Origin of the sequence: Enterobacter sp. 18A13 (genome assembly GCF_007035975.1) — a bacterium.
GTDB lineage: Bacteria > Pseudomonadota > Gammaproteobacteria > Enterobacterales > Enterobacteriaceae > Enterobacter > Enterobacter vonholyi.
In genome coordinates, this window is the sequence record NZ_AP019634.1 from 852,400 (window position 1) to 877,140 (window position 24,741).

The window sequence follows — 24,741 nt, forward strand, 5'->3', positions numbered from 1 at the left end:
GGAAGAACGCATAATAACGATGGCGATGAAAAAGTTGCTCATAGCGTCGCTGCTGTTTAGCAGCGCCACCGTATACGGTGCTGACGGGTTCGTAGTGAAAGACATTCATTTCGAAGGCCTCCAGCGTGTCGCCGTTGGTGCGGCCCTCCTCAGTATGCCTGTACGCCCCGGCGATACGGTTAATGATGATGATATCAGTAACACCATCCGTGCTCTGTTTGCCACCGGCAACTTTGAGGACGTTCGCGTCCTGCGCGATGGTGATACGCTGCTGGTACAGGTAAAAGAACGTCCAACGATCGCCAGTATCACTTTCTCCGGTAACAAGTCGGTGAAAGATGACATGCTCAAGCAAAACCTTGAAGCATCGGGTGTTCGTGTGGGTGAATCTCTGGACCGCACAACCCTTTCAGACATTGAAAAAGGTCTGGAAGACTTCTACTACAGCGTCGGTAAATACAGCGCCAGCGTGAAAGCGGTTGTTACTCCGCTGCCACGTAACCGTGTTGACCTGAAGCTGGTCTTCCAGGAAGGTGTTTCTGCGAAGATCCAGCAGATCAACATTGTCGGCAACCATGCGTTCAGCACCGACGAACTGATCTCCACCTTCCAGCTGCGCGATGAAGTGCCATGGTGGAACGTGGTAGGCGATCGCAAATACCAGAAACAGAAACTGGCGGGCGACCTTGAAACCCTGCGCAGCTACTATCTCGATCGTGGCTATGCGCGTTTCAACATCGACTCGACTCAGGTCAGTCTGACTCCGGACAAGAAAGGTATCTACATTACGGTTAACATCACTGAAGGCGAGCAGTACAAGCTTTCTGGTGTTGAAGTGAGTGGTAATCTGGCGGGGCATTCTGCTGAAATCGAATCGCTGACCAAAATTCAGCCAGGCGACCTGTATAGCGGTTCCAAAGTAACCAAAATGGAAGACAGCATTAAGAAGCTGCTCGGCCGCTATGGTTATGCCTATCCGCGCGTACAGACTCAGCCTGAAATCAATGACGCGGATAAAACCGTTAAGCTGCATGTGAATGTTGATGCGGGCAACCGTTTCTACGTGCGTAAGATCCGCTTCGTCGGTAACGACACCTCCAAAGATTCCGTTCTGCGTCGCGAAATGCGTCAGATGGAAGGCGCATGGTTGGGTAGCGACCTCGTTGATCAGGGTAAAGAGCGTCTGAACCGTCTGGGTTATTTTGAAACGGTGGATACCGATACCCAGCGCGTACCGGGCAGCCCGGATCAGGTTGATGTCGTTTATAAAGTGAAAGAGCGCAATACCGGTAGCTTCAACTTCGGTGTGGGCTACGGTACTGAAAGCGGCGTCAGCTTCCAGGTCGGCGTGCAGCAGGATAACTGGCTGGGTACAGGTTACTCTGTCGGTATTAACGGCACCAAAAACGACTACCAGACCTACTCTGAGTTCTCTGTAACTAACCCATACTTCACCGTAGATGGTGTGAGCCTGGGCGGTCGTATTTTCTATAACGACTTTAAAGCAGACGACGCGGATCTGTCTTCTTACACCAACAAGAGTTACGGTGTAGACGGTACGCTTGGCTTCCCGGTTAACGAATACAACACCCTGCGCGCGGGCTTAGGTTACGTGCATAACGACCTGTCCAACATGCAACCTCAGGTGGCGATGTGGCGTTATCTGGACTCTATCGGCCAGTCAACCAGCAAAACTGGTCACGACAATGGCTTCGCGGCGGATGACTTCACCTTTAACTACGGTTGGACCTATAACCGTCTCGACCGCGGCTACTTCCCAACGGAAGGTTCTCGCGTCAACCTGAACGGTAAAGTTACAGTTCCGGGTTCCGATAACGAGTTCTATAAGGTCACGCTTGATACCGCATCCTACTTCCCGATCGATGACGATCATAAGTGGGTGGTTCTGGGTCGTACCCGTTGGGGCTATGGCGATGGTCTGGGTGGCAAAGAACTGCCGTTCTATGAAAACTTCTATGCGGGTGGCTCCAGCACCGTTCGTGGTTTCCAGTCCAACAACATTGGTCCGAAAGCGGTTTACTACGGCGGGAACGACAAAGATAACTGTAATAAGTCTTCCTCTTCCGAAGTCTGTAGCTCTGATGACGCGGTGGGCGGTAACGCCATGGCCGTTGCCAGCCTGGAGTTCATCACGCCAACGCCGTTTATCAGTGATAAATACGCGAACTCGGTCCGTACGTCCTTCTTCTGGGATGCTGGTACCGTGTGGGATACCAACTGGCAGAATACTGCCCAGATGCGCGCAGAGGGCGTTCCAGACTACAGCGATCCGAGCAATATTCGCATGTCTGCCGGTATCGCATTACAATGGATGTCACCGCTGGGGCCGTTGGTCTTCTCTTACGCCCAGCCGTTTAAGAAATACGATGGAGACAAAGCGGAGCAATTCCAGTTTAACATTGGTAAAACCTGGTAATAATCCGCTGCAAAGGAATGCGTTGGCAGTGTAGCGCTGACAACTGGCGATCGGTAACACGGTCGCCTTGCCACGCAAAGAACGGTACCTTCTGGTGCCAATGGGATGGTAAGGAGTTAATTGTGAAAAAGTGGTTATTAGCTGCAGGTCTCGGTTTAGCGATGGCAACTTCTGCTCAGGCAGCAGACAAAATTGCAATCGTCAACATGGGTAATTTGTTCCAGCAGGTTGCACAGAAAACAGGTGTTTCTGCGACTCTGGAAAACGAATTCAAAGGCCGTGCAAGCGAACTGCAGGGTATGGAAAACGATCTTCAGTCCAAAATGCAGCGTCTGCAGCGTGATGGTTCTACCATGAAAGCAAGCGACCGCAGCAAGCTGGAAAAAGACGTAATGGCTCAGCGCCAGACGTTCTCCCAGAAAGCGCAGGCTTTCGAGCAGGATCGTCAGCGTCGTTCTAACGAAGAACGCGGCAAGCTGGTGACTCGCATTCAGACCGCTGTTAAAGCAGTGGCTGCCGATCAGAGCATCGATCTGGTTGTTGATGCGAACGCCGTTGCTTTCAACAGCAAAGATGTTAAAGACATCACTGCTGATGTTCTGAAACAGGTTAAATAAGTAATGCCTTCAATTCGACTGGCTGATTTAGCTCAGCAGTTGGATGCAGAATTACACGGTGATGGCGATATCGTCATCACCGCTGTTGCGTCCATGCAATCTGCTAAAGCTGGCACGATTACCTTCATGGTAAGCCCTAAGTACCGTGAGCAACTGGCTCAATGCCAGGCGTCAGCTGTTGTACTGACGCAGGACGATCTTCCATTTGCCACTGTAAGCGCGCTGGTAGTGAAAAACCCCTACCTGACGTATGCACGCATGGCTCAAATTCTCGATACCACGCCGCAGCCGGCCCAGAACATTGCTGCCAGTGCAGCGATTGATGCGACGGCCAGGCTGGGTAACAACGTCGCCGTTGGCGCGAATGCGGTTATCGAATCCGGCGTTGTGCTGGGCGATAACGTCGTCATTGGCCCAGGTTGCTTCGTTGGGAAAAATACGAAAATCGGCGCCGGGACCCGTTTATGGGCTAACGTGTCCGTTTATCATGACGTTGAAATTGGCGAAAATTGCCTCGTCCAGTCCAGCACCGTGATTGGTTCCGATGGCTTTGGTTACGCTAACGATCGCGGTAACTGGGTTAAGATCCCGCAGCTTGGTCGCGTTATTATTGGCGATCGCGTAGAGATCGGCGCCTGTACCACCATTGACCGTGGCGCGCTTGACGACACGATCATTGGCAATGGTGTTATCATCGATAACCAGTGCCAGATTGCGCATAACGTTGTGATTGGCGACAATACCGCGGTTGCGGGTGGCGTCATCATGGCAGGCAGCCTGAAAATTGGCCGTTATTGCATGATTGGCGGCGCGAGCGTGATTAATGGCCATATGGAAATATGCGACAAGGTCACCGTGACGGGAATGGGCATGGTAATGCGTCCTATCACTGAACCTGGCGTCTATTCCTCCGGCATTCCGCTTCAGCCCAACAAGGTATGGCGTAAAACAGCAGCTCTGGTGATGAACATTGATGATATGAACAAGCGCCTCAAGTCTCTTGAGCGTAAGATCGATCAACAAGATTAAGCGTCATCCGTTTAACGCTATTTTTTCCGGCCTGTCGGCTTTCTAATAAACCGGCAGGCCGTGTTATTATTGTTATCAGTACATTTTGACAGGAAGAGTATTTTGACTACTGACACTCATACTCTGCATATTGAAGAGATTTTAGAACTTCTGCCGCACCGCTACCCGTTTCTGCTGGTAGACCGTGTGCTGGATTTTGAAGAAGGTCGTTTTCTGCGCGCAGTGAAAAATGTTTCCGTGAACGAGCCGTTCTTCCAGGGGCACTTCCCTGGGAAGCCTATCTTCCCGGGTGTGTTGATTCTGGAAGCGATGGCTCAGGCTACCGGTATCCTGGCGTTTAAAAGCGTCGGTAAACTGGAGCCAGGTGAGCTGTATTACTTCGCGGGTATTGATGAAGCGCGCTTTAAGCGCCCTGTCGTGCCTGGTGATCAGATGATCATGGAAGTCACTTTTGAAAAAACGCGTCGTGGCCTGACTCGCTTCAAAGGCGTAGCGCTGGTTGACGGCAAAGTTGTTTGCGAAGCGACGATGATGTGTGCTCGTAGCCGGGAGTCCTGATACGTGATTGATAAATCCGCCTTTATTCATCCTACCGCTATTGTGGAAACCGGTGCCATCATTGGCGCTAACGTCCATATTGGCCCGTTTTGTATTGTGGGACCCCATGTCGAAATTGGTGAGGGTACAGTACTGAAATCTCACGTTGTCGTGAACGGTCACACGACCATTGGCTGCAATAACGAGATCTATCAGTTCGCTTCCATCGGCGAAGTTAACCAGGATCTAAAATATGCTGGTGAGTCGACCCGTCTGGAAATTGGCGATCGTAACCGTATTCGCGAAAGCGTCACCATTCATCGTGGAACAGTACAGGGTGGTGGGTTGACGAAGGTGGGCAGCGATAACCTGTTTATGGTTAATGCGCATATTGCGCACGACTGTACCGTAGGTGACCGCTGTATTCTTGCCAACAACGCAACGCTGGCAGGACACGTATCGGTTGATGACTTCGCAATTATTGGCGGCATGACCGCAGTCCATCAGTTCTGCATCATTGGTGCGCACGTGATGGTTGGCGGATGCTCCGGTGTGGCGCAGGACGTCCCACCGTATGTGATTGCGCAGGGCAACCATGCCACGCCGTTTGGCGTGAACATCGAAGGCCTCAAGCGTCGTGGTTTTAGTCGCGAAGCGATTACTGCCATCCGCAACGCGTACAAACTGCTGTACCGTAGCGGTAAAACGCTGGAAGAGGCGAAGCCGGAAATTGCCGAGCTGGCGAATAAGCACCCGGAAGTGAACGCGTTCATGGAATTCTTTGACCGTTCCACAAGGGGTCTGATTCGTTAATGGTCGACGGTCGTCCGCTTACGATAGCCCTGGTCGCCGGAGAAACCTCCGGCGATATTCTTGGTGCCGGTCTCATCCGCGCGCTTAAGGCGCGTGTACCCAATGCTCGTTTTGTCGGCGTTGCTGGCCCGCTAATGCAGGCCGAAGGCTGTGAAGCCTGGTATGAAATGGAGGAGCTCGCCGTGATGGGCATCGTTGAGGTGCTGGGGCGGCTACGCCGTTTGCTGCACATCCGCGCCGATCTCACCCGTCGTTTTACCGAACTCAAACCCGATGTGTTTGTCGGTATCGATGCACCTGATTTCAACATTACCCTCGAAGGGAATCTGAAAAAGCAGGGTATCAAAACGATTCACTACGTCAGTCCGTCCGTCTGGGCGTGGCGACAGAAACGCGTTTTCAAAATCGGACGGTCCACCAACCTGGTGCTGGCTTTTCTGCCTTTCGAAAAAGCGTTTTACGACAGATTTAATGTTCCGTGCCGTTTTATCGGCCATACCATGGCTGATGCGATGCCCTTGGATCCGGATAAAAACGCGGCGCGCGACGTGCTGGGCATTCCCCATGATGTGCACTGTCTGGCCTTGCTGCCGGGCAGCCGTGGCGCAGAGGTTGAGATGCTGAGCGCCGATTTCCTCAAGACAGCGCAAATTCTTCGCCAGACGTACCCCGATCTCGAAGTGGTCGTGCCGCTGGTGAATGCCAAACGCCGCGAGCAGTTTGAGCGCATCAAAGCGGAAGTCGCCCCGGATCTCCACGTCCGTCTTCTGGACGGCAAAGGGCGGGAAGCGATGTATGCGAGCGATGCCGCACTGCTAGCCTCCGGCACGGCGGCGCTGGAATGCATGCTGGCGAAATGTCCGATGGTGGTCGGTTATCGCATGAAGCCGTTCACTTTCTGGCTGGCAAAACGTCTGGTGAAAACGGATTATGTCTCCCTGCCGAACCTGCTTGCCGGGCGCGAGCTGGTGAAAGAACTGCTGCAGGATGAGTGCCAGCCGCAGGCGCTTGCCGATGCGCTGCTGCCGCTGCTCGCCAACGGCAAGACCAGCCACCAGATGCACGATACCTTCCGCGAACTGCATCAACTGATCCGCTGTAATGCTGATGAGCAAGCGGCCGATGCGGTGCTGGAGCTAGCGAAATGATGGAATTTGTTTATCCTCACACCCATCTTGTGGCGGGCGTGGACGAAGTGGGTCGTGGTCCGTTAGTCGGGGCAGTGGTGACCGCTGCGGTGATCCTCGATCCGGCTCGGCCGATCGTCGGGCTGAACGACTCTAAAAAATTGTCTGAAAAGCGCCGGCTGGCGCTGTTTAGTGAGATTCAGGAGAAGGCGCTGGCCTGGAGCCTGGGGCGCGCTGAACCGCATGAAATAGATGAACTGAATATTTTGCACGCCACGATGCTGGCGATGCAGCGTGCGGTAGCGGGCCTGAAAATTTCCCCGGAATATGTCCTGATTGACGGCAACCGCTGTCCGGCATTGCCCATGCCTTCAATGGCGGTCGTCAAAGGCGATAGCCGGGTCGCAGAAATTAGCGCAGCTTCTATTATTGCCAAAGTGACGCGCGACGCCGAAATGGCCGCGCTGGACCTCACTTACCCTCAGTACGGTTTCGCCCAGCACAAGGGGTATCCCACACCTTTCCACCTGGAGAGGCTGGCTGAACATGGCGCAACCGAACACCACCGGCGCAGTTTCGGCCCGGTGAAACGCGCGCTGGGACGGGTGTCCTGAATCAATACGCAAGCAATTAAGTAACGCGGAATCTGAAGATGGCTGAACCACGTTTCGTACACCTGCGGGTGCATAGCGACTACTCCATGATCGATGGGCTGGCGAAGACCGGGCCGCTGGTAAAAAAGGCGGCCTCCCTTGGCATGCCTGCGCTGGCGATCACCGATTTTACCAACCTGTGTGGCCTGGTGAAGTTCTACGGAACAGCGCACGGCGCGGGGATAAAGCCCATCGTCGGCGCGGATTTCCACGTGCAGAGCGACCTCATCGGGGATGAACTGACGCAAATCTCCGTGCTGGCGATGAACAACACGGGTTATCAAAACCTCACGCTGCTTATCTCAAAAGCCTATCAGCGCGGATATGGTGCGCTGGGCCCGTGGATCGACCGCGACTGGCTGGCCGAGCTCAACGAAGGGCTGCTGCTGATCTCCGGTGGCCGTATGGGTGACGTCGGCAAATCACTGCTGCGCGGCAATAGCGCGCTGGTGGATCAATGCGTCTCGTTCTACGAAGAGTATTTCCCGGATCGTTATTATCTGGAGTTGATCCGCACCGGTCGCCAGGACGAAGAGAGCTATCTTCATGCGGCGGTCGCACTTGCGGAAGAACGCGGTCTGCCCGTCGTCGCGACAAACGATGTACGCTTTCTCGAACCGGGAGATTTTGACGCGCACGAAATTCGCGTGGCGATCCACGATGGCTTTACGCTCGACGATCCGAAGCGGCCGCGTAATTACTCCGCTCAACAGTACATGCGCAGTGAGGAGGAGATGTGTGAACTCTTCTCCGATATTCCCGAAGCGCTGGAAAACAGCGTAGAGATCGCCAAGCGTTGCAACGTTACCGTCCGCCTCGGCGAATACTTCCTGCCGCAGTTCCCGACGGGTGACATGACCACGGAAGATTTCCTGGTCGCGAAATCAAAAGAAGGTCTGGAAGAGCGTCTGGAATTCCTGTTCCCGGATGAAGAAGAGCGTAAAAAGCGTCGTCCTGAGTATGACGAACGCCTGGACATTGAACTCCAGGTGATCAACCAGATGGGCTTCCCGGGCTACTTCCTGATCGTTATGGAGTTTATCCAGTGGTCGAAAGATAACGGCGTGCCGGTCGGGCCGGGGCGTGGCTCCGGTGCAGGTTCGCTGGTGGCGTATGCGCTGAAAATTACCGACCTCGATCCGCTGGAGTTCGACCTGCTGTTCGAACGTTTCCTTAATCCGGAACGTGTCTCGATGCCCGACTTCGACGTCGACTTCTGCATGGAGAAACGCGACCAGGTGATCGAGCACGTGGCCGATATGTACGGCCGTGATGCGGTATCGCAGATTATTACGTTTGGTACGATGGCGGCGAAAGCGGTTATCCGTGACGTGGGCCGCGTGCTGGGCCATCCTTACGGGTTTGTCGATCGCATTTCTAAGCTGGTGCCGCCCGATCCGGGCATGACGCTGGCGAAAGCCTTTGAGGCTGAACCACAGCTGCCGGAAATCTACGAAGCGGACGAAGAAGTCAAAGCGCTGATCGACATGGCGCGCAAGCTGGAAGGCGTCACGCGTAACGCCGGTAAGCATGCGGGGGGCGTGGTTATCGCCCCGACTAAAATTACGGATTTTGCACCGCTTTACTGCGATGAAGCGGGCCAACACCCGGTTACCCAGTTTGACAAGAACGACGTAGAATACGCCGGGCTGGTGAAGTTCGACTTCCTTGGCCTGCGCACGTTGACCATCATTAACTGGGCGCTGGAGATGATCAACGCCCGCCGCGAGAAGAACGGCGAGCCGCCGCTGGATATCGCCGCCATCCCGCTGGATGACAAGAAAAGTTTCGACATGCTGCAGCGCTCGGAGACGACAGCCGTCTTCCAGCTTGAATCCCGCGGCATGAAAGATCTGATTAAACGTCTGCAGCCTGACTGCTTCGAAGATATGATCGCATTGGTCGCCCTGTTCCGTCCGGGCCCACTGCAATCAGGGATGGTAGATAACTTTATCGACCGTAAGCACGGTCGCGAAGAGATTTCTTACCCGGACGTTCAGTGGCAGCACGAAAGCCTGAAGCCGGTACTGGAACCAACATACGGCATCATCCTGTATCAGGAACAGGTCATGCAGATTGCCCAGGTGCTTTCCGGCTATACGCTCGGCGGCGCGGACATGCTGCGTCGTGCGATGGGTAAGAAAAAGCCGGAAGAGATGGCCAAGCAGCGTTCCATTTTTGAAGACGGGGCGAAGAAAAACGGCGTTGACGGCGAGCTGGCGATGAAAATCTTCGACCTGGTGGAGAAATTCGCCGGGTACGGATTTAACAAATCTCACTCCGCCGCCTATGCTTTGGTGTCGTATCAAACGCTGTGGCTGAAGGCGCACTATCCTGCTGAATTTATGGCGGCGGTAATGACGGCCGATATGGATAACACCGAGAAGGTGGTTGGCCTGGTGGACGAGTGCTGGCGCATGGGACTCAAGATCCTGCCGCCGGATATTAACTCAGGGCTCTACCACTTCCACGTCAACGATGACGGAGAGATCGTTTACGGGATCGGCGCGATCAAAGGCGTAGGTGAAGGTCCGATCGAGGCGATCATCGAAGCGCGTAACAACGGCGGGTATTTCCGCGAGCTGTTCGATCTTTGCGCTCGTACCGACACCAAAAAACTGAACCGTCGCGTGCTGGAAAAACTGATCATGTCCGGCGCGTTTGACAGACTCGGGCCGCATCGCGCCGCGCTGATGAATTCCCTCGGCGACGCGCTGAAAGCGGCGGATCAGCATGCAAAAGCGGAAGCCATTGGTCAGGCGGATATGTTCGGGGTGCTGGCGGAAGAGCCAGAGCAGATCGAGCAATCTTATTCCAACTGCCAGCCGTGGCCAGAACAGGTCGTACTGGATGGGGAGCGTGAGACGTTAGGCTTGTACCTGACGGGGCACCCGATCAACCAGTACATCAAAGAAATTGAGCGCTATGTCGGCGGCCACAGGCTTAAAGACATGCATCCGACAGAACGTGGTAAAATCACCACGGCTGCGGGGCTCGTGATTGCTGCAAGGGTTATGGTCACCAAGCGCGGCAATCGTATCGGCATCTGTACGTTGGATGACCGTTCCGGGCGTCTGGAGGTGATGCTGTTCACCGACGCGTTGGATAAATACCAGCAATTGCTGGAAAAAGACCGCATACTTATCGTCAGCGGACAGGTCAGCTTTGATGACTTCAGTGGGGGGCTTAAAATGACCGCCCGCGAAGTGATGGACATTGACGAAGCCCGGGAAAAATATGCTCGCGGGCTTGCTATCTCGCTGACGGACAGGCAAATTGATGACCAGCTTTTAAACCGACTCCGTCAGTCTCTGGAACCCCACCGCTCGGGGACAATTCCAGTACATCTCTACTATCAGAGGGCGGATGCACGTGCGCGGTTGCGCTTTGGTGCAACGTGGCGTGTCTCTCCGAGCGATCGTTTACTGAACGATCTCCGTGGCCTCATTGGTTCGGAGCAGGTGGAACTGGAGTTTGACTAATACAGGAATACTATGAGTCTGAATTTCCTTGATTTCGAACAGCCGATTGCTGAGCTGGAAGCGAAAATCGATTCTCTGACAGCGGTAAGCCGTCAGGATGAAAAACTGGATATTAACATCGACGAAGAAGTGCATCGTCTGCGCGAGAAAAGCGTAGAGCTGACGCGCAAAATCTTTGCCGATCTCGGCGCATGGCAGGTGGCCCAGTTGGCCCGCCATCCACAGCGTCCGTACACCCTGGATTATGTCCGCCTGGCGTTTGACGAATTTGACGAACTGGCAGGCGATCGCGCATACGCTGACGATAAAGCTATCGTTGGCGGTATCGCGCGTCTGGACGGACGCCCGGTGATGATCATTGGTCATCAGAAGGGTCGTGAAACCAAAGAGAAAATCCGTCGTAACTTCGGTATGCCAGCACCAGAAGGCTACCGTAAAGCCCTGCGTCTGATGGAGATGGCTGAGCGTTTCAACATGCCAATCATCACCTTCATCGACACCCCGGGTGCATACCCTGGCGTGGGCGCGGAAGAGCGCGGTCAGTCTGAAGCTATCGCGCGCAACCTGCGCGAGATGTCTCGTCTGAAGGTGCCGGTCATCTGTACCGTTATCGGTGAGGGTGGTTCCGGCGGTGCGCTGGCGATCGGCGTGGGCGATAAAGTGAATATGCTGCAGTACAGCACCTATTCCGTTATTTCCCCGGAAGGCTGCGCATCCATTCTGTGGAAAAGCGCCGACAAAGCGCCGCTGGCTGCGGAAGCAATGGGCATCATTGCGCCACGCCTGAAAGAGCTTAAGCTGATCGACTCCATCATCCCGGAACCACTGGGTGGTGCACATCGTAAGCCGGAAGTGATGGCAGCGTCCCTGAAAGCGCAGCTGCTGGCTGACCTGGCAGACCTGGACGTGCTGAGCAAAGACGATCTGCTCAACCGTCGTTACCAGCGTCTGATGACCTACGGTTACGCGTAAGCTTCACAATTATCTGAAAAGCCGCACACTGTTGCGGCTTTTTTTATACCTGCGGTTTAGCCGGGCTATGCTTAGCTAATGTTTTTAAAGGAGGAAGCCCATGAATATCATTGCCGTTATGGGGCCACACGGCGTCTTTTATAAAGATGAGCCGATTAAGGAGCTGGAGCAAGCCCTGCAGTCGCGCGGGTATCAGCTAATCTGGCCGCACAACAGCGCCGATCTGCTGAAGTTCATCGAGCATAACCCGCGTATCTGCGGCGTGATCTTCGACTGGGACGAATATGATCTTGAACTGTGCAGCGATATCAACAGGCTGAACGAATATCTCCCGCTGTACGCCTTTATTAATACCCACTCAACCATGGACGTCAGCGCCAATGATATGCGTATGGCGCTGTGGTTCTTTGAATATTCACTCGGCGTGGCGGAAGACATTGCGACCCGAATTCAGCAATACACGAATGAATATCTCGATAACATCACTCCGCCGTTTACTCGCGCGCTCTTCACCTACGTGAAGGAGGGCAAATATACCTTCTGTACGCCAGGGCATATGGCAGGGACAGCCTATCAAAAAAGCCCGGTGGGCTGCCTGTTCTATGATTTCTTCGGTGGCAACACCCTGAAAGCGGACGTGTCGATTTCAGTCACCGAACTAGGCTCTCTGCTGGATCACACCGGCCCGCATCTGGAAGCCGAAGAGTATATCGCCCGCACCTTTGGCGCCGAACAGAGCTATATGGTGACCAACGGCACTTCGACCTCGAACAAAATCGTCGGGATGTACGCTGCGCCTGCTGGCAGCACCCTGCTGATTGACCGTAACTGCCATAAATCGCTGGCACATCTGCTGATGATGAGCGACGTCGTACCGCTCTGGCTGTCGCCCACGCGTAACGCGCTCGGTATTCTTGGCGGTATTCCGCGCCGGGAGTTCACCCATGACGCAATTGAACGTAAGGTTGCGGCAATTCCTGGCGCAAGCTGGCCTGTCCATGCGGTGATCACCAACTCCACCTACGACGGTCTGCTGTACAACACGAACTGGATCAAACAGACGCTGGACGTGCCGTCGATCCACTTCGATTCCGCATGGGTGCCATACACTAATTTCCATCCGATTTACGCCGGCAAAAGCGGCATGAGCGGTGAACGCGTGCCGGGTAAAGTGTTCTTCGAAACGCAGTCGACCCATAAAATGCTCGCGGCGTTTTCCCAGGCTTCGCTTATTCACATCAAAGGCGAGTACGACGAAGACACGTTCAACGAAGCCTTTATGATGCATACCACCACCTCACCGAGCTATCCGCTGGTAGCCTCCATAGAAACGGCCGCAGCGATGCTGCGCGGCAACCCGGGTAAACGCCTCATCAACCGTTCGGTGGAGCGCGCGCTGCATTTCCGTAAAGAGGTGCAGCGGCTGAAAGATGAAGCCGACGGCTGGTTCTTTGATATCTGGCAGCCGGAAGAGATTGATGAGGCAGAATGCTGGCCCGTCTCGCCCGGCGAAGACTGGCATGGCTTCCGGGATGCCGATAGCGACCATATGTTCCTCGACCCGGTAAAAGTGACGATCCTGACGCCTGGCATGGACGAGCAGGGCAGGATGAGCGATGAAGGTATTCCGGCCGCGCTGGTCGCGAAATTCCTTGATGAACGTGGCGTGGTGGTGGAGAAAACCGGTCCCTATAACCTGCTGTTCCTGTTCAGCATCGGGATCGACAAAACCCGGGCGATGGGATTGCTGCGCGGGCTGATGGAGTTTAAGCGAGCCTACGATCTCAACCTGCGGGTGAAGAACATGCTGCCGGATCTCTACGCGGAGGATCCTGACTTCTACCGTAATATGCGCATTCAGGATCTGGCCCAGGGGATCCACAGGCTGATCCGTCAGCACGATCTGCCGCGTCTGATGCTTCAGGCGTTCGATGTCTTACCGGAGATGAAGTTTACCCCGCACAAGGCATGGCAGCGCCAGGTGAAAGGGGAGGTCGAAACCGTTGAGCTGGAAAACCTGGTCGGGCGCGTATCGGCGAACATGATCCTGCCCTACCCGCCGGGCGTACCGCTCCTGATGCCGGGAGAGATGATTACCGAAGAGAGTCGGGCCGTGCTCGATTTCCTGCTGATGCTCTGTTCGGTAGGGCGTCACTATCCCGGTTTTGAGACGGATATCCACGGTGCGAAGCGCGACGAAAACGGCGTTTACTGGGTGCGAGTCCTAAAATAAGGGTGACCGCTTGCATGGTGCGGGTTTTCGGTTGTAACGTTCAGGGATCATAAAAAGGAGAAGCTATGCTGGGTTTAAAAGCTGTTCATCATATTGCGATCATTGCGACCGATTACGCGAAAAGTAAGGCCTTCTACTGCGACATCCTTGGCTTCACGCTTATGAGTGAGGCCTACCGCGAGGAGCGCGACTCCTGGAAAGGGGACCTGGCGTTAAACGGGCAGTATGTGATTGAACTGTTCTCTTTTCCTTTTCCTCCTGCTCGTCCGTCCCGCCCGGAAGCCTGCGGCCTGCGCCATCTCGCCTTCAGCGTCGATGACCTGGATAGCGCAGTTAAGCATCTGGAAGCACACGGCGTGCCGTGCGAAGCGATTCGCGTCGATCCGTTCACCGACAAGCGCTTTACCTTTTTCAACGACCCGGACGGCCTGCCGCTGGAGCTTTATCAGCAGTAATGTTCGTCCTGTGTGATAATGCCCGCTCAGCTCGGGCATTTTTTATGTGTAATTCCCTATGACCTTACCCGCTATCGCACAAGCCGTTTCACCGTACCGCCAGCTGCTGGTGGGGTTTAGCGGTGGCCTGGATTCCACCGTTCTGCTCCATCGCCTTAAGCGCTGGCGCGATCGGGAACCTGACGTCCAGCTCCGGGCGATGCATATTCATCACGGATTAAGTCCTCACGCAGAGGAGTGGGTGGCGCACTGCGAAGCCTTGTGTGCGGCCTGGGCGATCCCGCTCATCGTTGAACGCGTCATGCTTGCGGAGGAAGGGCTGGGCATCGAGGCGCAGGCACGTAAAGCCCGCTATGCCGCGTTTGCCGGGGCATTACGTACCGGAGAAGCGCTGGTCACTGCCCAGCACCTGGACGATCAGTGTGAAACCTTTCTGCTGGCGCTTAAGCGGGGCAGCGGGCCGGCGGGGCTTTCTGCCATGCCGACGCGTTCTGAATTTGCCGGCACAACGTTACTGCGTCCGCTGCTTGGCGAGACGCGCGCCTCGCTTGAAGCCTGGGCGCGAGAACATCAGCTGAGCTGGATCGAAGATGAGAGCAACCAGGATGACGGCTATGACCGTAACTTCCTTCGTCTGCGCGTCCTTCCGCTTTTAAGCGAGCGCTGGCCGCATTTCGCCGACGCGACGGCAAGAAGCGCCATGCTGTGCGCCGAACAGGAGTCGTTGCTGGACGAGCTGTTGAGCGGCGAGCTGGCTGGGCTGATTTCTGCCGACGGAGGGCTGGCGATCGCCCCGATGCAAGCGATGAGCCCGGTACGTCGCGCCGCGCTGTTACGCCGCTGGCTTGCCTCTCATCACGCTGCGATGCCGTCGCGGGCGATGCTGAGCCGTATCTGGGACGAAGTTGCCATGGCGCGGGATGATGCTTCCCCGTGCGTCCACCTGAATGGTTTTGACGTTAGACGCTATAAAGGGGAACTCTGGTGGATAAAGTCCATGCCCTCGCTGACTGATGTAGTGCTCGACTGGCTTTCTCCTGACGCACCGCTGGTATTGCCCGGTGAGGCAGGACGCGTTTCTCTCCTGTCGTCTGGTCATGTGCGGCTGCCGAAGCCCGGTGAACCGGTCACCGTGCGCTTTAAGGCTAGCGGCATGCTGCATATCGTTGGGCGCAACGGGGGACGCAAGCTGAAGAAAATCTGGCAGGAGTGCAACGTGCCGCCGTGGCAGCGCGACACCACGCCGCTGCTGTTCTATGGTGAAACGTTGATTGCTGCGGCAGGGGTTTTCATTACGGAAGAGGGTTGGACAGAAGAGGGTGTCCGTTTTGAGTGGCAGAAAGCGTAACGGGCAGCCAGGCTGCCCGTTAGTGTCATCAGGATTCGCTCACCACGACGGTGCCGATTTGCGGGTGGCTGAAGCTGGCTATTCTGTCCAGACGCAGCTCACGCGTCGCACCGGCATCTTCCACTATCAGGTATTCCACATTCTTGCGTGAAACCAGATCGCTGGCTTTTGCCTTCAATACTTCGCCATCTTTTAGCTCCAGCGTCAGTAATAAATGATGCTGGCAGGCGAGTTCGAGGTTGTCATAGTCATCACAATTGATAGGTTGATAAGTATCATTCATCGACATAATCGCTCACCAGTAAATTCGCCGCAGCATACGCTGCTTTTTCCCTGACCGACTCTGAAAGGCTCTCATCAGAGGCCACTTCATTAAGCACTTTCATTACACAGCCCAACGCGTCCGGGACATACCCCAGATCTCCGCTGGCGATTTCCGCATACCGTTTGCGAATTAACTCACAATAATTATTCACATCCCCTCCCGCCAGCGCACTGACTTACTGTGAGATATCATTAAGCCTACGAAGATAAACTCGGTTTAGCAAGGTGACTATACCATACTCATTTAAGCAATATCAGCGCCTTGATAGCGGTGTATTTATCACCCCATAACAGCCTTTTGCCGCGGTTTTCGCTACAATGAGCGCCTGATTCGAATGGAGTTCTCTCATGGCGCTGAAAGCGACAATTTATAAAGCAGTGGTCAATGTGGCCGATCTTGATCGCAACCAGTTCCTCGACGCGTCGCTTACGCTGGCACGCCATCCCTCCGAAACCCAGGAGCGCATGATGCTGCGCCTGCTGGCGTGGATTAAGTACGCCGACGAGCGTCTGCAGTTTACCCGTGGGTTAAGCGCAGAAGACGAGCCTGAAGCCTGGCTGCGCAACGATCATCTGGGTATCGACTTGTGGATCGAACTCGGCCTGCCTGACGAGCGCAGAATTAAGAAGGCCTGCACCCAGTCCGCTGAAGTGGCCTTATTCGCGTATAATCAGCGTGCTGCGGAGATTTGGTGGCAGCAAAACAAGAGCAAGTGCGGACAGTTTAAAAATCTCACGGTTTGGTATCTGGATGATGAGCAGCTGGCTCAGCTGAGCGAGTTTGCCAGCCGGACCATGGTGTTGCAGGCGACGATTCAGGATGGCGCCATCTGGCTCTCTGATTCTCAGAATAATCTGGAAATTCATTTGACGGCGTGGCAGCCCGCGTCATGATCGTCTTGTCCCGTAACGTCAGCATTCCTGACAACGAGCTGGAGATTACCGCCATCCGTGCTCAGGGGGCCGGTGGGCAGCACGTCAACAAGGCGTCGACGGCTATCCATTTGCGTTTTGACATTCGGGCCTCGAGCCTGCCAGAGTATTATAAAGAAAGCCTGCTTGCTGCCAGCCATCACCTGATCACCAGCGATGGTGTGATTGTGATCAAAGCCCAGGAGTACCGCAGCCAGGAGCTCAACCGGGAAGCGGCGATAGCCAGGCTGGTGGCGGTCATCAAAGAATTAACGGCAGTACAAAAAAGCCGCCGGGCAACGCGGCCAACCCGCGCATCGAAAGAGCGTCGGCTGTCCTCGAAGGCCCAAAAATCCACAGTGAAAGCACTACGCGGTAAAGTTCGTCGCCCAACAGAGTGACGAAAGGGAACACAATTTTCATAAGGAATTCATTGTGAAAAAAGCATTATGGTCAGCGATGGCAGTGAGCACGCTGTTTGCGCTTTTCGGGTGTAACAACCGCTCCGAAACGCAGATGTTACAACCCACGCAAACGGAAGAGTTAAAACCAATGCAGCAGAGCTGGCGCGGCGTATTGCCTTGCGCAGACTGCGAAGGCATTGAAACGTCTCTGTTCCTGCAAAAAGACGGCACCTGGGTAATGAACCAGCGCTATCAGGGCGCTAAAGAACCCTCGTCATTTGCAACTTACGGAACATGGGCGCGTACGGCTGAGAAGCTGGTTCTGACGGATACTTCCGGTGAGAAAACTTTTTTCCGCGCCAAAGGCGAGGGAATGGAGATGCTTGACCGCGAAGGCAACCCGATTGAATCCCAGTTCAACTACACGCTTGCGCCGGTAAAAGCGGCTCTGCCTGCCACGCCTATGGCAATGCGGGGGATGTACTTCTATATGGCGGATGCGGCGATCTTTACCGACTGCGCAACCGGCAGGAAGGTTAGCGTGGCAAACAATGCGCAGCTTGAACGTGATTACGCCGTGGCACGCGGTAATGACAGCAAGCCGGTATTGCTGACGGTTGACGGTCACTTTATGCTTGAACCAAACCCGGATAGCGGAGAGATGGTGAAAACGCTGGTGGCGGATAAAGGCGCGAAATTTATTGCGGGTAAAGACTGTAACAGTAAATAAGCTGACGTAGCACCATTAAAAAACCCCGCCTTAGCGGGGTTTTTTTGTTTAGCCTTTAATGGCTTTCACCAGGTAATCAAGGATGTCGCCGGTCTTGATCATCTGTTTTTCGCCGCTGCGACGGTATTTGTATTCAATCTCATCGCTGTCAAGGTTACGGTCGCCGATAACGACGGTGTGTGGGATGCCGATCAGTTCCATATCGGCGAACATCACGCCCGGACGCTCTTTACGGTCATCCATCAGCACTTCGATGCCCTGAGCGCGCAGCTCGGCATACAGCTTCTCGGCCAGCTCCTGCACGCGGTAAGACTTGTGCATGTTCATTGGCAGAATGGCGACCTGGAACGGCGCGATATTGTCCGGCCAGACGATGCCGCGCTCGTCGTAGTTCTGCTCAATTGCCGCAGCCACCACGCGCGTCACCCCGATACCGTAGCAGCCCATGGTCAGGATCTGGTTACGGCCATCTTCACCCTGAACAGCCGCGTTCAGCGCGCGAGAGTATTTATCGCCCAGCTGGAAGATGTGGCCGACCTCGATGCCGCGCTTAATCATCAGGGTACCCTGACCATCCGGGCTTGGATCGCCTGCAACCACGTTACGGATGTCAGCCACTTCCGGCGTCGCCACGTCGCGATCCCAGTTGATGCCGAAGTAGTGTTTACCGTCGATGTTCGCACCAGCGGAGAAGTCGCTCATCGCGGCTACAGTGCGGTCAATAACAACAGGCACCGGCAGATTGACTGGACCCAGTGAACCTGGACCCGCATTGACCACGGCGCGGATTTCCGCTTCCGTGGCAAACGTCAGCGGGCTGGCGACCTGCGGCAGTTTCTCGGCTTTCACTTCGTTCAGCTCGTGATCGCCACGCACCAGCAGGGCAACCAGCGGGTAAGCGCTGCCTTCGGTGGATTTCACCAGCAGCGTTTTCACTGTTTTTTCAACTGGCAGATTGAACTGCTCAACCAGCTCAGCGATGGTTTTCGCGTTTGGCGTATCAACCAGCGTCATCTCTTGCGTTGCCGCAGCACGCGGTTCTTTTGGTGCCAGCGCTTCTGCAAATTCGATGTTCGCCGCGTAGTCTGAAGAGTCAGAGAAGATCACATCGTCTTCACCGCTCTGCGCCAGTACCTGGAACTCATGGGATGCGCTACCGCCGATGGAGCCGGTATCAGCCTGCACAGCACGGAAATCCAGACCCATGCGGGAGAAGATTTTGCTGTATGCCGCGTACATTGCGTCGTAAGTCTCTTGCAGTGATTCCTGAGAGGTATGGAAAGAGTAGGCATCTTTCATCAGGAATTCGCGAGAGCGCATGACGCCGAAACGCGGGCGAACTTCGTCACGGAACTTGGTCTGGATCTGGAAGAAGTTCAGCGGCAGCTGTTTGTAAGAGCTCAGCTCATTACGAATCAGGTCGGTAATAACTTCTTCATGCGTTGGGCCGAGAACGAACGGACGCTCGCCGCGATCGACGAAGCGCAGCAGTTCAGGACCATATTGTTCCCAACGTCCACTCTCCTGCCACAGGTCAGCGGGCTGAACCACAGGCATGGACACCTCGATAGCACCGGCGTTGTTCATCTCTTCACGCACGATGTTTTCGACTTTTTTCAGGACGCGCACGCCGGTCGGCAGCCAGGTATATAACCCGGAGGCCAGCTTGCGGATCATCCCGGCGCGCAGCATCAGCTGATGGCTGATCACTTCGGCGTCGGCAGGCGTCTCCTTCAGAGTGGAGAGCAGATATTGGCTAGTACGCATGTTGTTACGGTTCCATTTCGACGATTGGAACAGGCTGAAACACCAGCCTGACACAAAAAAAGTGGTTTAGTTTACCAGTGTGGTAAAGATGCCAAAAGAGAGGAGAACAAAATTACCTTGGTTCAAGGGCAAACACTTCAAAACCTGCCCCGGTGACGCGCCAGCGAACGTTAAAATCCATCAGCCAGACGGCGTACGTTTTTCCTGCTTCCTCTTCTTTACGGTAGGCCGGGCGCGGGTCCTGTGCCAGAACTTCGGTGATGAAATCCCGTAAGCGAGGATAGCGTTTCTCCAGCTGACCGAGCTGTGCGGTTATCTCAGGCGTAAAATACACCGGCATGTCCGCCTGTGGTGCGTCCTGAGCATAACTTGCACGCGCGTTCGGGAGCGCTTCGGCGAAGGGCAAATAGGGCTTGATGTCGATAACCGGCGTGCCGTCGACCAGGTCCAGGCTACCTAACTCCAGTATCACCCGATCTTTCTGGCAGCGTATGCCTTTCAGTTCAACCAGCGACATGCCAACCGGGTTTGGACGGAAGGTCGAGCGCGTTGCAAACACGCCCATTCTCGCATTACCGCCAAGACGAGGAGGACGCACGGTAGGTCGCCAGCCGCCTTCCATCGTCTGGTGAAACACGAACACCACCCATAGATGGCTGAAAGCCTCGAGCCCGCGTACCGCATCGGCCTGATTGTAAGGCGCAATCAGGTGAAGCTCACCGCTTCCGCTGGTGACCAGACCGGGCTGGCGAGGGACGGCGAACTTCTCTTTATAAGGAGAGTGGATAACGCCTATCTGCTCGAACTGAAATGCACTCATTTCGCCGTGATGTTCAGCGCAGAGCCGATGCAAACCGCCTGACGGTAGCAGCCCGGCGTGCCGCTGGTGACTTCACAGCTGTGCAGCAGAACCGCGTTAGCTTTCATTTTTGCGGCATTAATCTGCATGCGTTTACGCGCTGTCGGAATATTTGGTGGTGAGTCCTGATTGGTCGCCTGACAGGATTCGCCGCTCACTTCGCCCAGTTCACGGAACGGTTTACCGACGAGTTCGTCCGCTTTCGTGATAATACGAACCGGCGCAGGGCGAACCACTTTCGGTTTCGCAGGCTCGGTCTTTGGCGGGGTTGCCGTGCTTTGAACAGGTTCAACGGGAGATCTGCTTAGCATAGAACAGCCGCTCAGCATGAGTGCTAAAAGACAGATCGGTAAAGCACGCATAATATTTCCTCAATGGATAATCAAAACGTCAGATATTGAATCAGTTGACTGCACAAATGACAAGACGGGCATAAGCCCGTCCTGATGATATTACACTGAGGTGAGATTACCAGCCTTTAACAGCGCCGCCGTTAAACACTTTGTTGGCTTCCTGGTAAACTTCATCTGACTGATAGGCCTGAACGAATTTCTTCACGTTTTCCGCGTCCTTGTTGTCTTCGCGAGTCACGATCAGGTTAACGTACGGGGAGTCTTTATCTTCAACGAAGATACCGTCTTTGGCTGGCGTCAGGCCAATCTGGCTGGCGTACGTGGTGTTGATAACGGCCAGAGCAATCTGTGCATCGTCCAGAGAACGTGGCAGCTGCGGTGCTTCCAGTTCAACGATTTTCAGATTTTTCGGGTTCTCGGTGACGTCCAGAACGGTTGGCAGTAGGCCAACACCGTCTTTCAGTTTGATCAGGCCCACCTTCTGCAGCAGCAGCAGGGAACGACCAAGGTTAGTCGGGTCGTTAGGTACGGCAACCTGAGATCCTGGCTGCAGTTCGTCCAGTGATTTAATTTTCTTAGAGTAACCGGCAATCGGATAAACGAAGGTGTTACCGACACCCACCAGTTTATAGCCGCGATCTTTAATCTGCTGATCCAGGTATGGCTTATGCTGGAAGGCATTCGCGTCGATATCGCCTTTGCTCAGCGCTTCGTTCGGCAGAACGTAATCGTTGAAGGTGACCAGCTCTACGTCCAGGCCATACTTCTCTTTTGCTACTTTCTGAGCAACTTCTGCAACCTGCTGTTCTGCACCCACGATAACGCCCACTTTAATGTGGTTTGGATCCTTTTCGTCCTGACCGCAACCCACCAGTGCCAGAGAGCCGATCAGCGCGCCTACTGCTGCGAAGGTCTTTAATTTAAACGCCATGTTTTATCCTTAACTCGTAGAGTTTGTGTTGTGTGTAACGTTATTTGTGCGTAACAGCCCGGACGATGCGATCGCCAGAGAACTGGATTAAGTAAACCAGAACAACCAGCAATACCAGAACGGTATTCATCACGGTAGCGTTATATCCAATATAGCCGTACTGGTAACCAATCTGACCTAAACCGCCGGCACCAACGGCACCGCCCATCGCGGAATAACCGACCAGGGTGATAAGCGTAATAGTTGCCGCATTCACCAGCCCTGGCAGCGCCTCAGGCAACAGAACCTTGCGGACGATCTGCACCGGCGTGGCACCCATCGCACGGGAAGCTTCGATCAAACCGGTTGGGATCTCCAGCAAGGCGTTCTCCACCATACGGGCGATAAACGGCGCAGCGCCAACGGTCAGCGGAACGATCGCCGCCTGCAGACCGATAGACGTTCCGACGATCACGCGGGTAAACGGAATCATCCATACCAGTAAAATAATGAACGGGATAGAACGGAAGATGTTCACCAGCGCAGAGAGCGTACGGTACAGCTTCGCGTTCTCAATGATTTGACCCGGACGCGTCACGTACAGCAACACGCCGACCGGCAGGCCAATCACAAAACCAAAGAAGCCAGAGACAAAGGTCATTGCCAGCGTTTCCCAAACGCCGCGAACCAGCAGCCACATCATCGGCTCAGACATAACCCAGTACCTCTACTTTTACGTGATGTTCTTGCAGCCAGGCAATAGCTGCCTGGGTTTCTTCTTGTGTGCCGTGCATTTCTGTCAGCATGATGCCGAACTTCACGCCACCGGCGTAATCCATCTGCGCGCTGATGATGTTGTTGTTCACGTTAAAGCGACGTGCGGTTTCGGAAAGCAGGGGAGCATCAACGGACTGACCGGTGAACTCCATGCGCAGCATCGGGACGCTGTCAGCAGCGGGTTCGGTCTTCAAGCGCTCCAGATAGTCTTCCGGGATATCCAGATGCAGGGTGGACTGGATGAACTGCTGCGCCAGCGGGGTTTTCGGATGCGAGAACACTTCACTTACCGTGTCCTGCTCGATCAGTTCACCGTTGCTAATGACCGCCACGCAGTCGCAGATGCGTTTCACCACATCCATCTCGTGCGTAATAAGGAGGATCGTCAGGCCCAGACGACGATTAATGTCTTTCAGCAGTTCCAGAATAGAACGCGTGGTTGCGGGATCCAGTGCGCTGGTGGCCTCATCGCACAGCAGTACCTTAGGATTGCTGGCCAGCGCGCGGGCGATGGCCACACGTTGTTTTTGCCCGCCGGACAGATTTGCCGGGTAGCTATCATGTTTATCGCCCAGACCCACGAGGTCGAGCAGCTCGGTGACGCGACGCTTCACTTCTTCTTTTGGCGTGTTATCCAGCTCAAGGGGTAAGGCAACGTTGCCGAACACGGTGCGGGAAGCCAGCAGGTTAAAGTGCTGGAAAATCATGCCAATCTGACGACGCGCTTTGGTGAGTTCTTTCTCTGAAAGGGCGGTGAGTTCCTGGCCGCCAACTTCTACGCTGCCCTGGGTTGGACGCTCAAGCAGGTTAACACAACGGATCAGCGTGCTTTTACCTGCACCCGATGCGCCAATGACGCCATAAATTTGACCAGCAGGAACATGCAGGCTGACATTGTTCAGAGCCTGAATGGTTCGGTTCCCCTGCTGGAACACTTTGGTGATATTGGAAAGTTTAATCATTAGATTATTTTTATCGTATGTAAGTTAGCCGTGGCATTTTCTTCTGCCAGATACGGGTGATGACCGTAAACAAAACGGATGTTAAGGCATCCAGACGTCTAAATCAATCCAACTATGTACGATGAGCACTTTATTGCGCTGCGATTCATGAGATACTAGTCGAACATGCCTTTTTCAGGAGCAAACCGGTGGCAAAATCAGTACCCGCAATTTTCCTCGATCGTGACGGCACTATTAATGTGGATCACGGTTATGTCCATGAGATTGATGAGTTCGAGTTTATCGAGGGCGTAATAGATGCCATGCGCCAGCTGAAAGAGATGGGGTATGCGCTGGTGGTCGTGACGAACCAGTCCGGTATTGCACGCGGTAAATTCACCGAAGCGCAGTTCGAAACGCTGACGGAATGGATGGACTGGTCGCTGGCCGACCGCGGTGTGGATCTCGATGGCATCTACTATTGTCCGCATCACCCACAGGGAACCGTAGAAGAATATCGTCAGACCTGTGATTGCCGTAAGCCGCATCCGGGAATGTTCATCTCTGCGCAGGAGTTCCTGCACATTGATATGGCGGCTTCTTATATGGTGGGCGATAAACTGGAAGATATGCAGGCAGCCACAGCAGCGGGTGTAGGGACCAAAATATTAGTACGCACCGGCAAGCCAGTGACGCCAGAAGCTGAGAATGCTGCGGATTGGGTAATTAATAGTCTGGCCGATCTGCCAAAAGAGATTAAAAAGCACCAAAAATAGCCTTTCTGGTGAAAATATGAGCGGTTGAAATAAAAATGCATTTTTCCGCTTGTCATTCCTCGGCGGCCCCCTATAATGCGCCTCCATCGACACGGCGGATGTGAATCACTTCACAAACAGCCCGGTCGGTTGAAGAGAAAAAATCCTGAAATAACGGGTTGACTCTGAAAGAGGAAAGCGTAATATACGCCACCTCGCAACGGTGAGCGAAAGCCGCGTTGCACTGCTCTTTAACAATTTATCAGACAATCTGTGTGGGCACTCAAAGTGACATGGATTCTTAAC

General features: G+C 54.5%; 24 protein-coding genes. 16 read left to right on the top strand and 8 right to left on the bottom strand.

From position 1 onward, the window contains the following. The first annotated feature begins 19 nt into the window (after positions 1-19). The 12 genes from bamA to tilS all read left to right on the top strand — a co-directional run bounded on the left by bamA (position 20) and on the right by tilS (position 15,703). Positions 20-2,437, top strand: a complete 2,418-nt coding sequence (gene bamA / locus FOY93_RS04035) for an outer membrane protein assembly factor BamA (RefSeq protein WP_111963993.1) — start codon at positions 20-22, stop codon at positions 2,435-2,437. A 122-nt stretch (positions 2,438-2,559) separates the two neighbouring features. Next, positions 2,560-3,054, top strand: a complete 495-nt coding sequence (gene skp / locus FOY93_RS04040) for a molecular chaperone Skp (protein WP_045907838.1) — start codon at positions 2,560-2,562, stop codon at positions 3,052-3,054. Positions 3,055-3,057: 3 nt separating this feature from the next. Beyond that, positions 3,058-4,083, top strand: coding sequence for a UDP-3-O-(3-hydroxymyristoyl)glucosamine N-acyltransferase (lpxD, locus tag FOY93_RS04045; protein ID WP_111963991.1), 1,026 nt, complete (start codon positions 3,058-3,060; stop codon positions 4,081-4,083). A 102-nt stretch (positions 4,084-4,185) separates the two neighbouring features. Then, positions 4,186-4,641, top strand: coding sequence for a 3-hydroxyacyl-ACP dehydratase FabZ (gene fabZ, locus FOY93_RS04050; protein WP_010426706.1), 456 nt, complete (start codon positions 4,186-4,188; stop codon positions 4,639-4,641). A gap of 3 nt (positions 4,642-4,644) precedes the next feature. Next, complete coding sequence (gene lpxA / locus FOY93_RS04055) at positions 4,645-5,433, top strand: acyl-ACP--UDP-N-acetylglucosamine O-acyltransferase (RefSeq protein ID WP_023310462.1); 789 nt, start codon at positions 4,645-4,647, stop codon at positions 5,431-5,433. Then, positions 5,433-6,581 (top strand): lipid-A-disaccharide synthase, encoded by a 1,149-nt coding sequence (gene lpxB / locus FOY93_RS04060; protein WP_133293816.1) that lies wholly within the window; start codon positions 5,433-5,435, stop codon positions 6,579-6,581. The genes lpxA and lpxB overlap by 1 nt, the downstream gene beginning before the upstream one ends. Next, a complete protein-coding gene (rnhB, locus tag FOY93_RS04065) occupies positions 6,578-7,174 on the top strand; it encodes a ribonuclease HII (RefSeq protein WP_008501897.1) in 597 nt (198 codons plus the stop codon). Before lpxB ends, rnhB begins: the two co-directional genes overlap by 4 nt. Positions 7,175-7,212: 38 nt before the next feature. After that, entirely contained in the window at positions 7,213-10,695 is a 3,483-nt protein-coding gene (gene dnaE, locus FOY93_RS04070; RefSeq protein ID WP_133293817.1) for a DNA polymerase III subunit alpha, read from the top strand. A gap of 12 nt (positions 10,696-10,707) precedes the next feature. Continuing rightward, positions 10,708-11,667 carry an acetyl-CoA carboxylase carboxyl transferase subunit alpha gene (accA, locus tag FOY93_RS04075; RefSeq protein ID WP_023310466.1) on the top strand — a complete coding sequence of 320 codons (960 nt, stop codon included), beginning with the start codon at positions 10,708-10,710 and terminating at the stop codon, positions 11,665-11,667. Between the two features lie 100 nt (positions 11,668-11,767). Beyond that, positions 11,768-13,900, top strand: a complete 2,133-nt coding sequence (locus FOY93_RS04080) for a lysine decarboxylase LdcC (RefSeq protein ID WP_126303547.1) — start codon at positions 11,768-11,770, stop codon at positions 13,898-13,900. Between the two features lie 65 nt (positions 13,901-13,965). Next, complete coding sequence (locus tag FOY93_RS04085) at positions 13,966-14,355, top strand: VOC family protein (protein ID WP_133293819.1); 390 nt, start codon at positions 13,966-13,968, stop codon at positions 14,353-14,355. Between the two features lie 58 nt (positions 14,356-14,413). Further along, positions 14,414-15,703, top strand: a complete 1,290-nt coding sequence (gene tilS, locus FOY93_RS04090) for a tRNA lysidine(34) synthetase TilS (protein WP_143344663.1) — start codon at positions 14,414-14,416, stop codon at positions 15,701-15,703. Positions 15,704-15,731: 28 nt separating this feature from the next. Here the strand turns inward: tilS and rof are convergent, their stop codons facing one another. Both rof and FOY93_RS04100 read right to left on the bottom strand, forming a co-directional pair. Beyond that, entirely contained in the window at positions 15,732-15,992 is a 261-nt protein-coding gene (gene rof / locus FOY93_RS04095) for a Rho-binding antiterminator (protein ID WP_133293821.1), read from the bottom strand. After that, the gene (locus tag FOY93_RS04100) at positions 15,979-16,179 is read right to left on the bottom strand and encodes a YaeP family protein (protein ID WP_133293822.1); all 201 of its coding nucleotides are present in this window, start codon (positions 16,177-16,179) and stop codon (positions 15,979-15,981) included. The genes rof and FOY93_RS04100 overlap by 14 nt, the downstream gene beginning before the upstream one ends. A gap of 196 nt (positions 16,180-16,375) precedes the next feature. On the opposite strand from FOY93_RS04100, the gene FOY93_RS04105 reads away from it, so the two are divergent. Genes FOY93_RS04105 through nlpE form a run of 3 tightly spaced genes read left to right on the top strand, consistent with a single transcriptional unit; the run spans position 16,376 to position 18,073 of the window. Continuing rightward, positions 16,376-16,921, top strand: coding sequence for a YaeQ family protein (locus FOY93_RS04105; protein ID WP_023310470.1), 546 nt, complete (start codon positions 16,376-16,378; stop codon positions 16,919-16,921). Next, positions 16,918-17,340, top strand: a complete 423-nt coding sequence (gene arfB, locus FOY93_RS04110; RefSeq protein WP_032649720.1) for an alternative ribosome rescue aminoacyl-tRNA hydrolase ArfB — start codon at positions 16,918-16,920, stop codon at positions 17,338-17,340. The genes FOY93_RS04105 and arfB overlap by 4 nt, the downstream gene beginning before the upstream one ends. 34 nt (positions 17,341-17,374) lie before the next feature. Then, complete coding sequence (gene nlpE, locus FOY93_RS04115) at positions 17,375-18,073, top strand: envelope stress response activation lipoprotein NlpE (RefSeq protein WP_136195591.1); 699 nt, start codon at positions 17,375-17,377, stop codon at positions 18,071-18,073. 48 nt (positions 18,074-18,121) lie between these two features. On the opposite strand, the gene proS is transcribed toward nlpE, so the two are convergent. The 6 genes from proS to metN all read right to left on the bottom strand — a co-directional run bounded on the left by proS (position 18,122) and on the right by metN (position 23,701). Next, entirely contained in the window at positions 18,122-19,840 is a 1,719-nt protein-coding gene (gene proS / locus FOY93_RS04120; RefSeq protein ID WP_090418973.1) for a proline--tRNA ligase, read from the bottom strand. A gap of 112 nt (positions 19,841-19,952) precedes the next feature. Further along, positions 19,953-20,660, bottom strand: a complete 708-nt coding sequence (gene tsaA / locus FOY93_RS04125; RefSeq protein WP_115876395.1) for a tRNA (N6-threonylcarbamoyladenosine(37)-N6)-methyltransferase TrmO — start codon at positions 20,658-20,660, stop codon at positions 19,953-19,955. Further along, complete coding sequence (rcsF, locus tag FOY93_RS04130; RefSeq protein ID WP_008501883.1) at positions 20,657-21,061, bottom strand: Rcs stress response system protein RcsF; 405 nt, start codon at positions 21,059-21,061, stop codon at positions 20,657-20,659. The genes tsaA and rcsF overlap by 4 nt, the downstream gene beginning before the upstream one ends. 106 nt (positions 21,062-21,167) lie before the next feature. Further along, the gene (gene metQ / locus FOY93_RS04135; RefSeq protein WP_014168729.1) at positions 21,168-21,983 is read right to left on the bottom strand and encodes a methionine ABC transporter substrate-binding lipoprotein MetQ; all 816 of its coding nucleotides are present in this window, start codon (positions 21,981-21,983) and stop codon (positions 21,168-21,170) included. A 40-nt stretch (positions 21,984-22,023) separates the two neighbouring features. Next, the gene (locus FOY93_RS04140) at positions 22,024-22,677 is read right to left on the bottom strand and encodes a methionine ABC transporter permease MetI (RefSeq protein WP_133293824.1); all 654 of its coding nucleotides are present in this window, start codon (positions 22,675-22,677) and stop codon (positions 22,024-22,026) included. Then, positions 22,670-23,701 carry a methionine ABC transporter ATP-binding protein MetN gene (metN, locus tag FOY93_RS04145; protein WP_023310475.1) on the bottom strand — a complete coding sequence of 344 codons (1,032 nt, stop codon included), beginning with the start codon at positions 23,699-23,701 and terminating at the stop codon, positions 22,670-22,672. The genes FOY93_RS04140 and metN overlap by 8 nt, the downstream gene beginning before the upstream one ends. Before the next feature lie 188 nt (positions 23,702-23,889). Between metN and gmhB the strand changes: the two genes are divergently transcribed. Then, positions 23,890-24,456, top strand: a complete 567-nt coding sequence (gene gmhB / locus FOY93_RS04150) for a D-glycero-beta-D-manno-heptose 1,7-bisphosphate 7-phosphatase (protein WP_143344664.1) — start codon at positions 23,890-23,892, stop codon at positions 24,454-24,456. Positions 24,457-24,741: the final 285 nt, after the last annotated feature.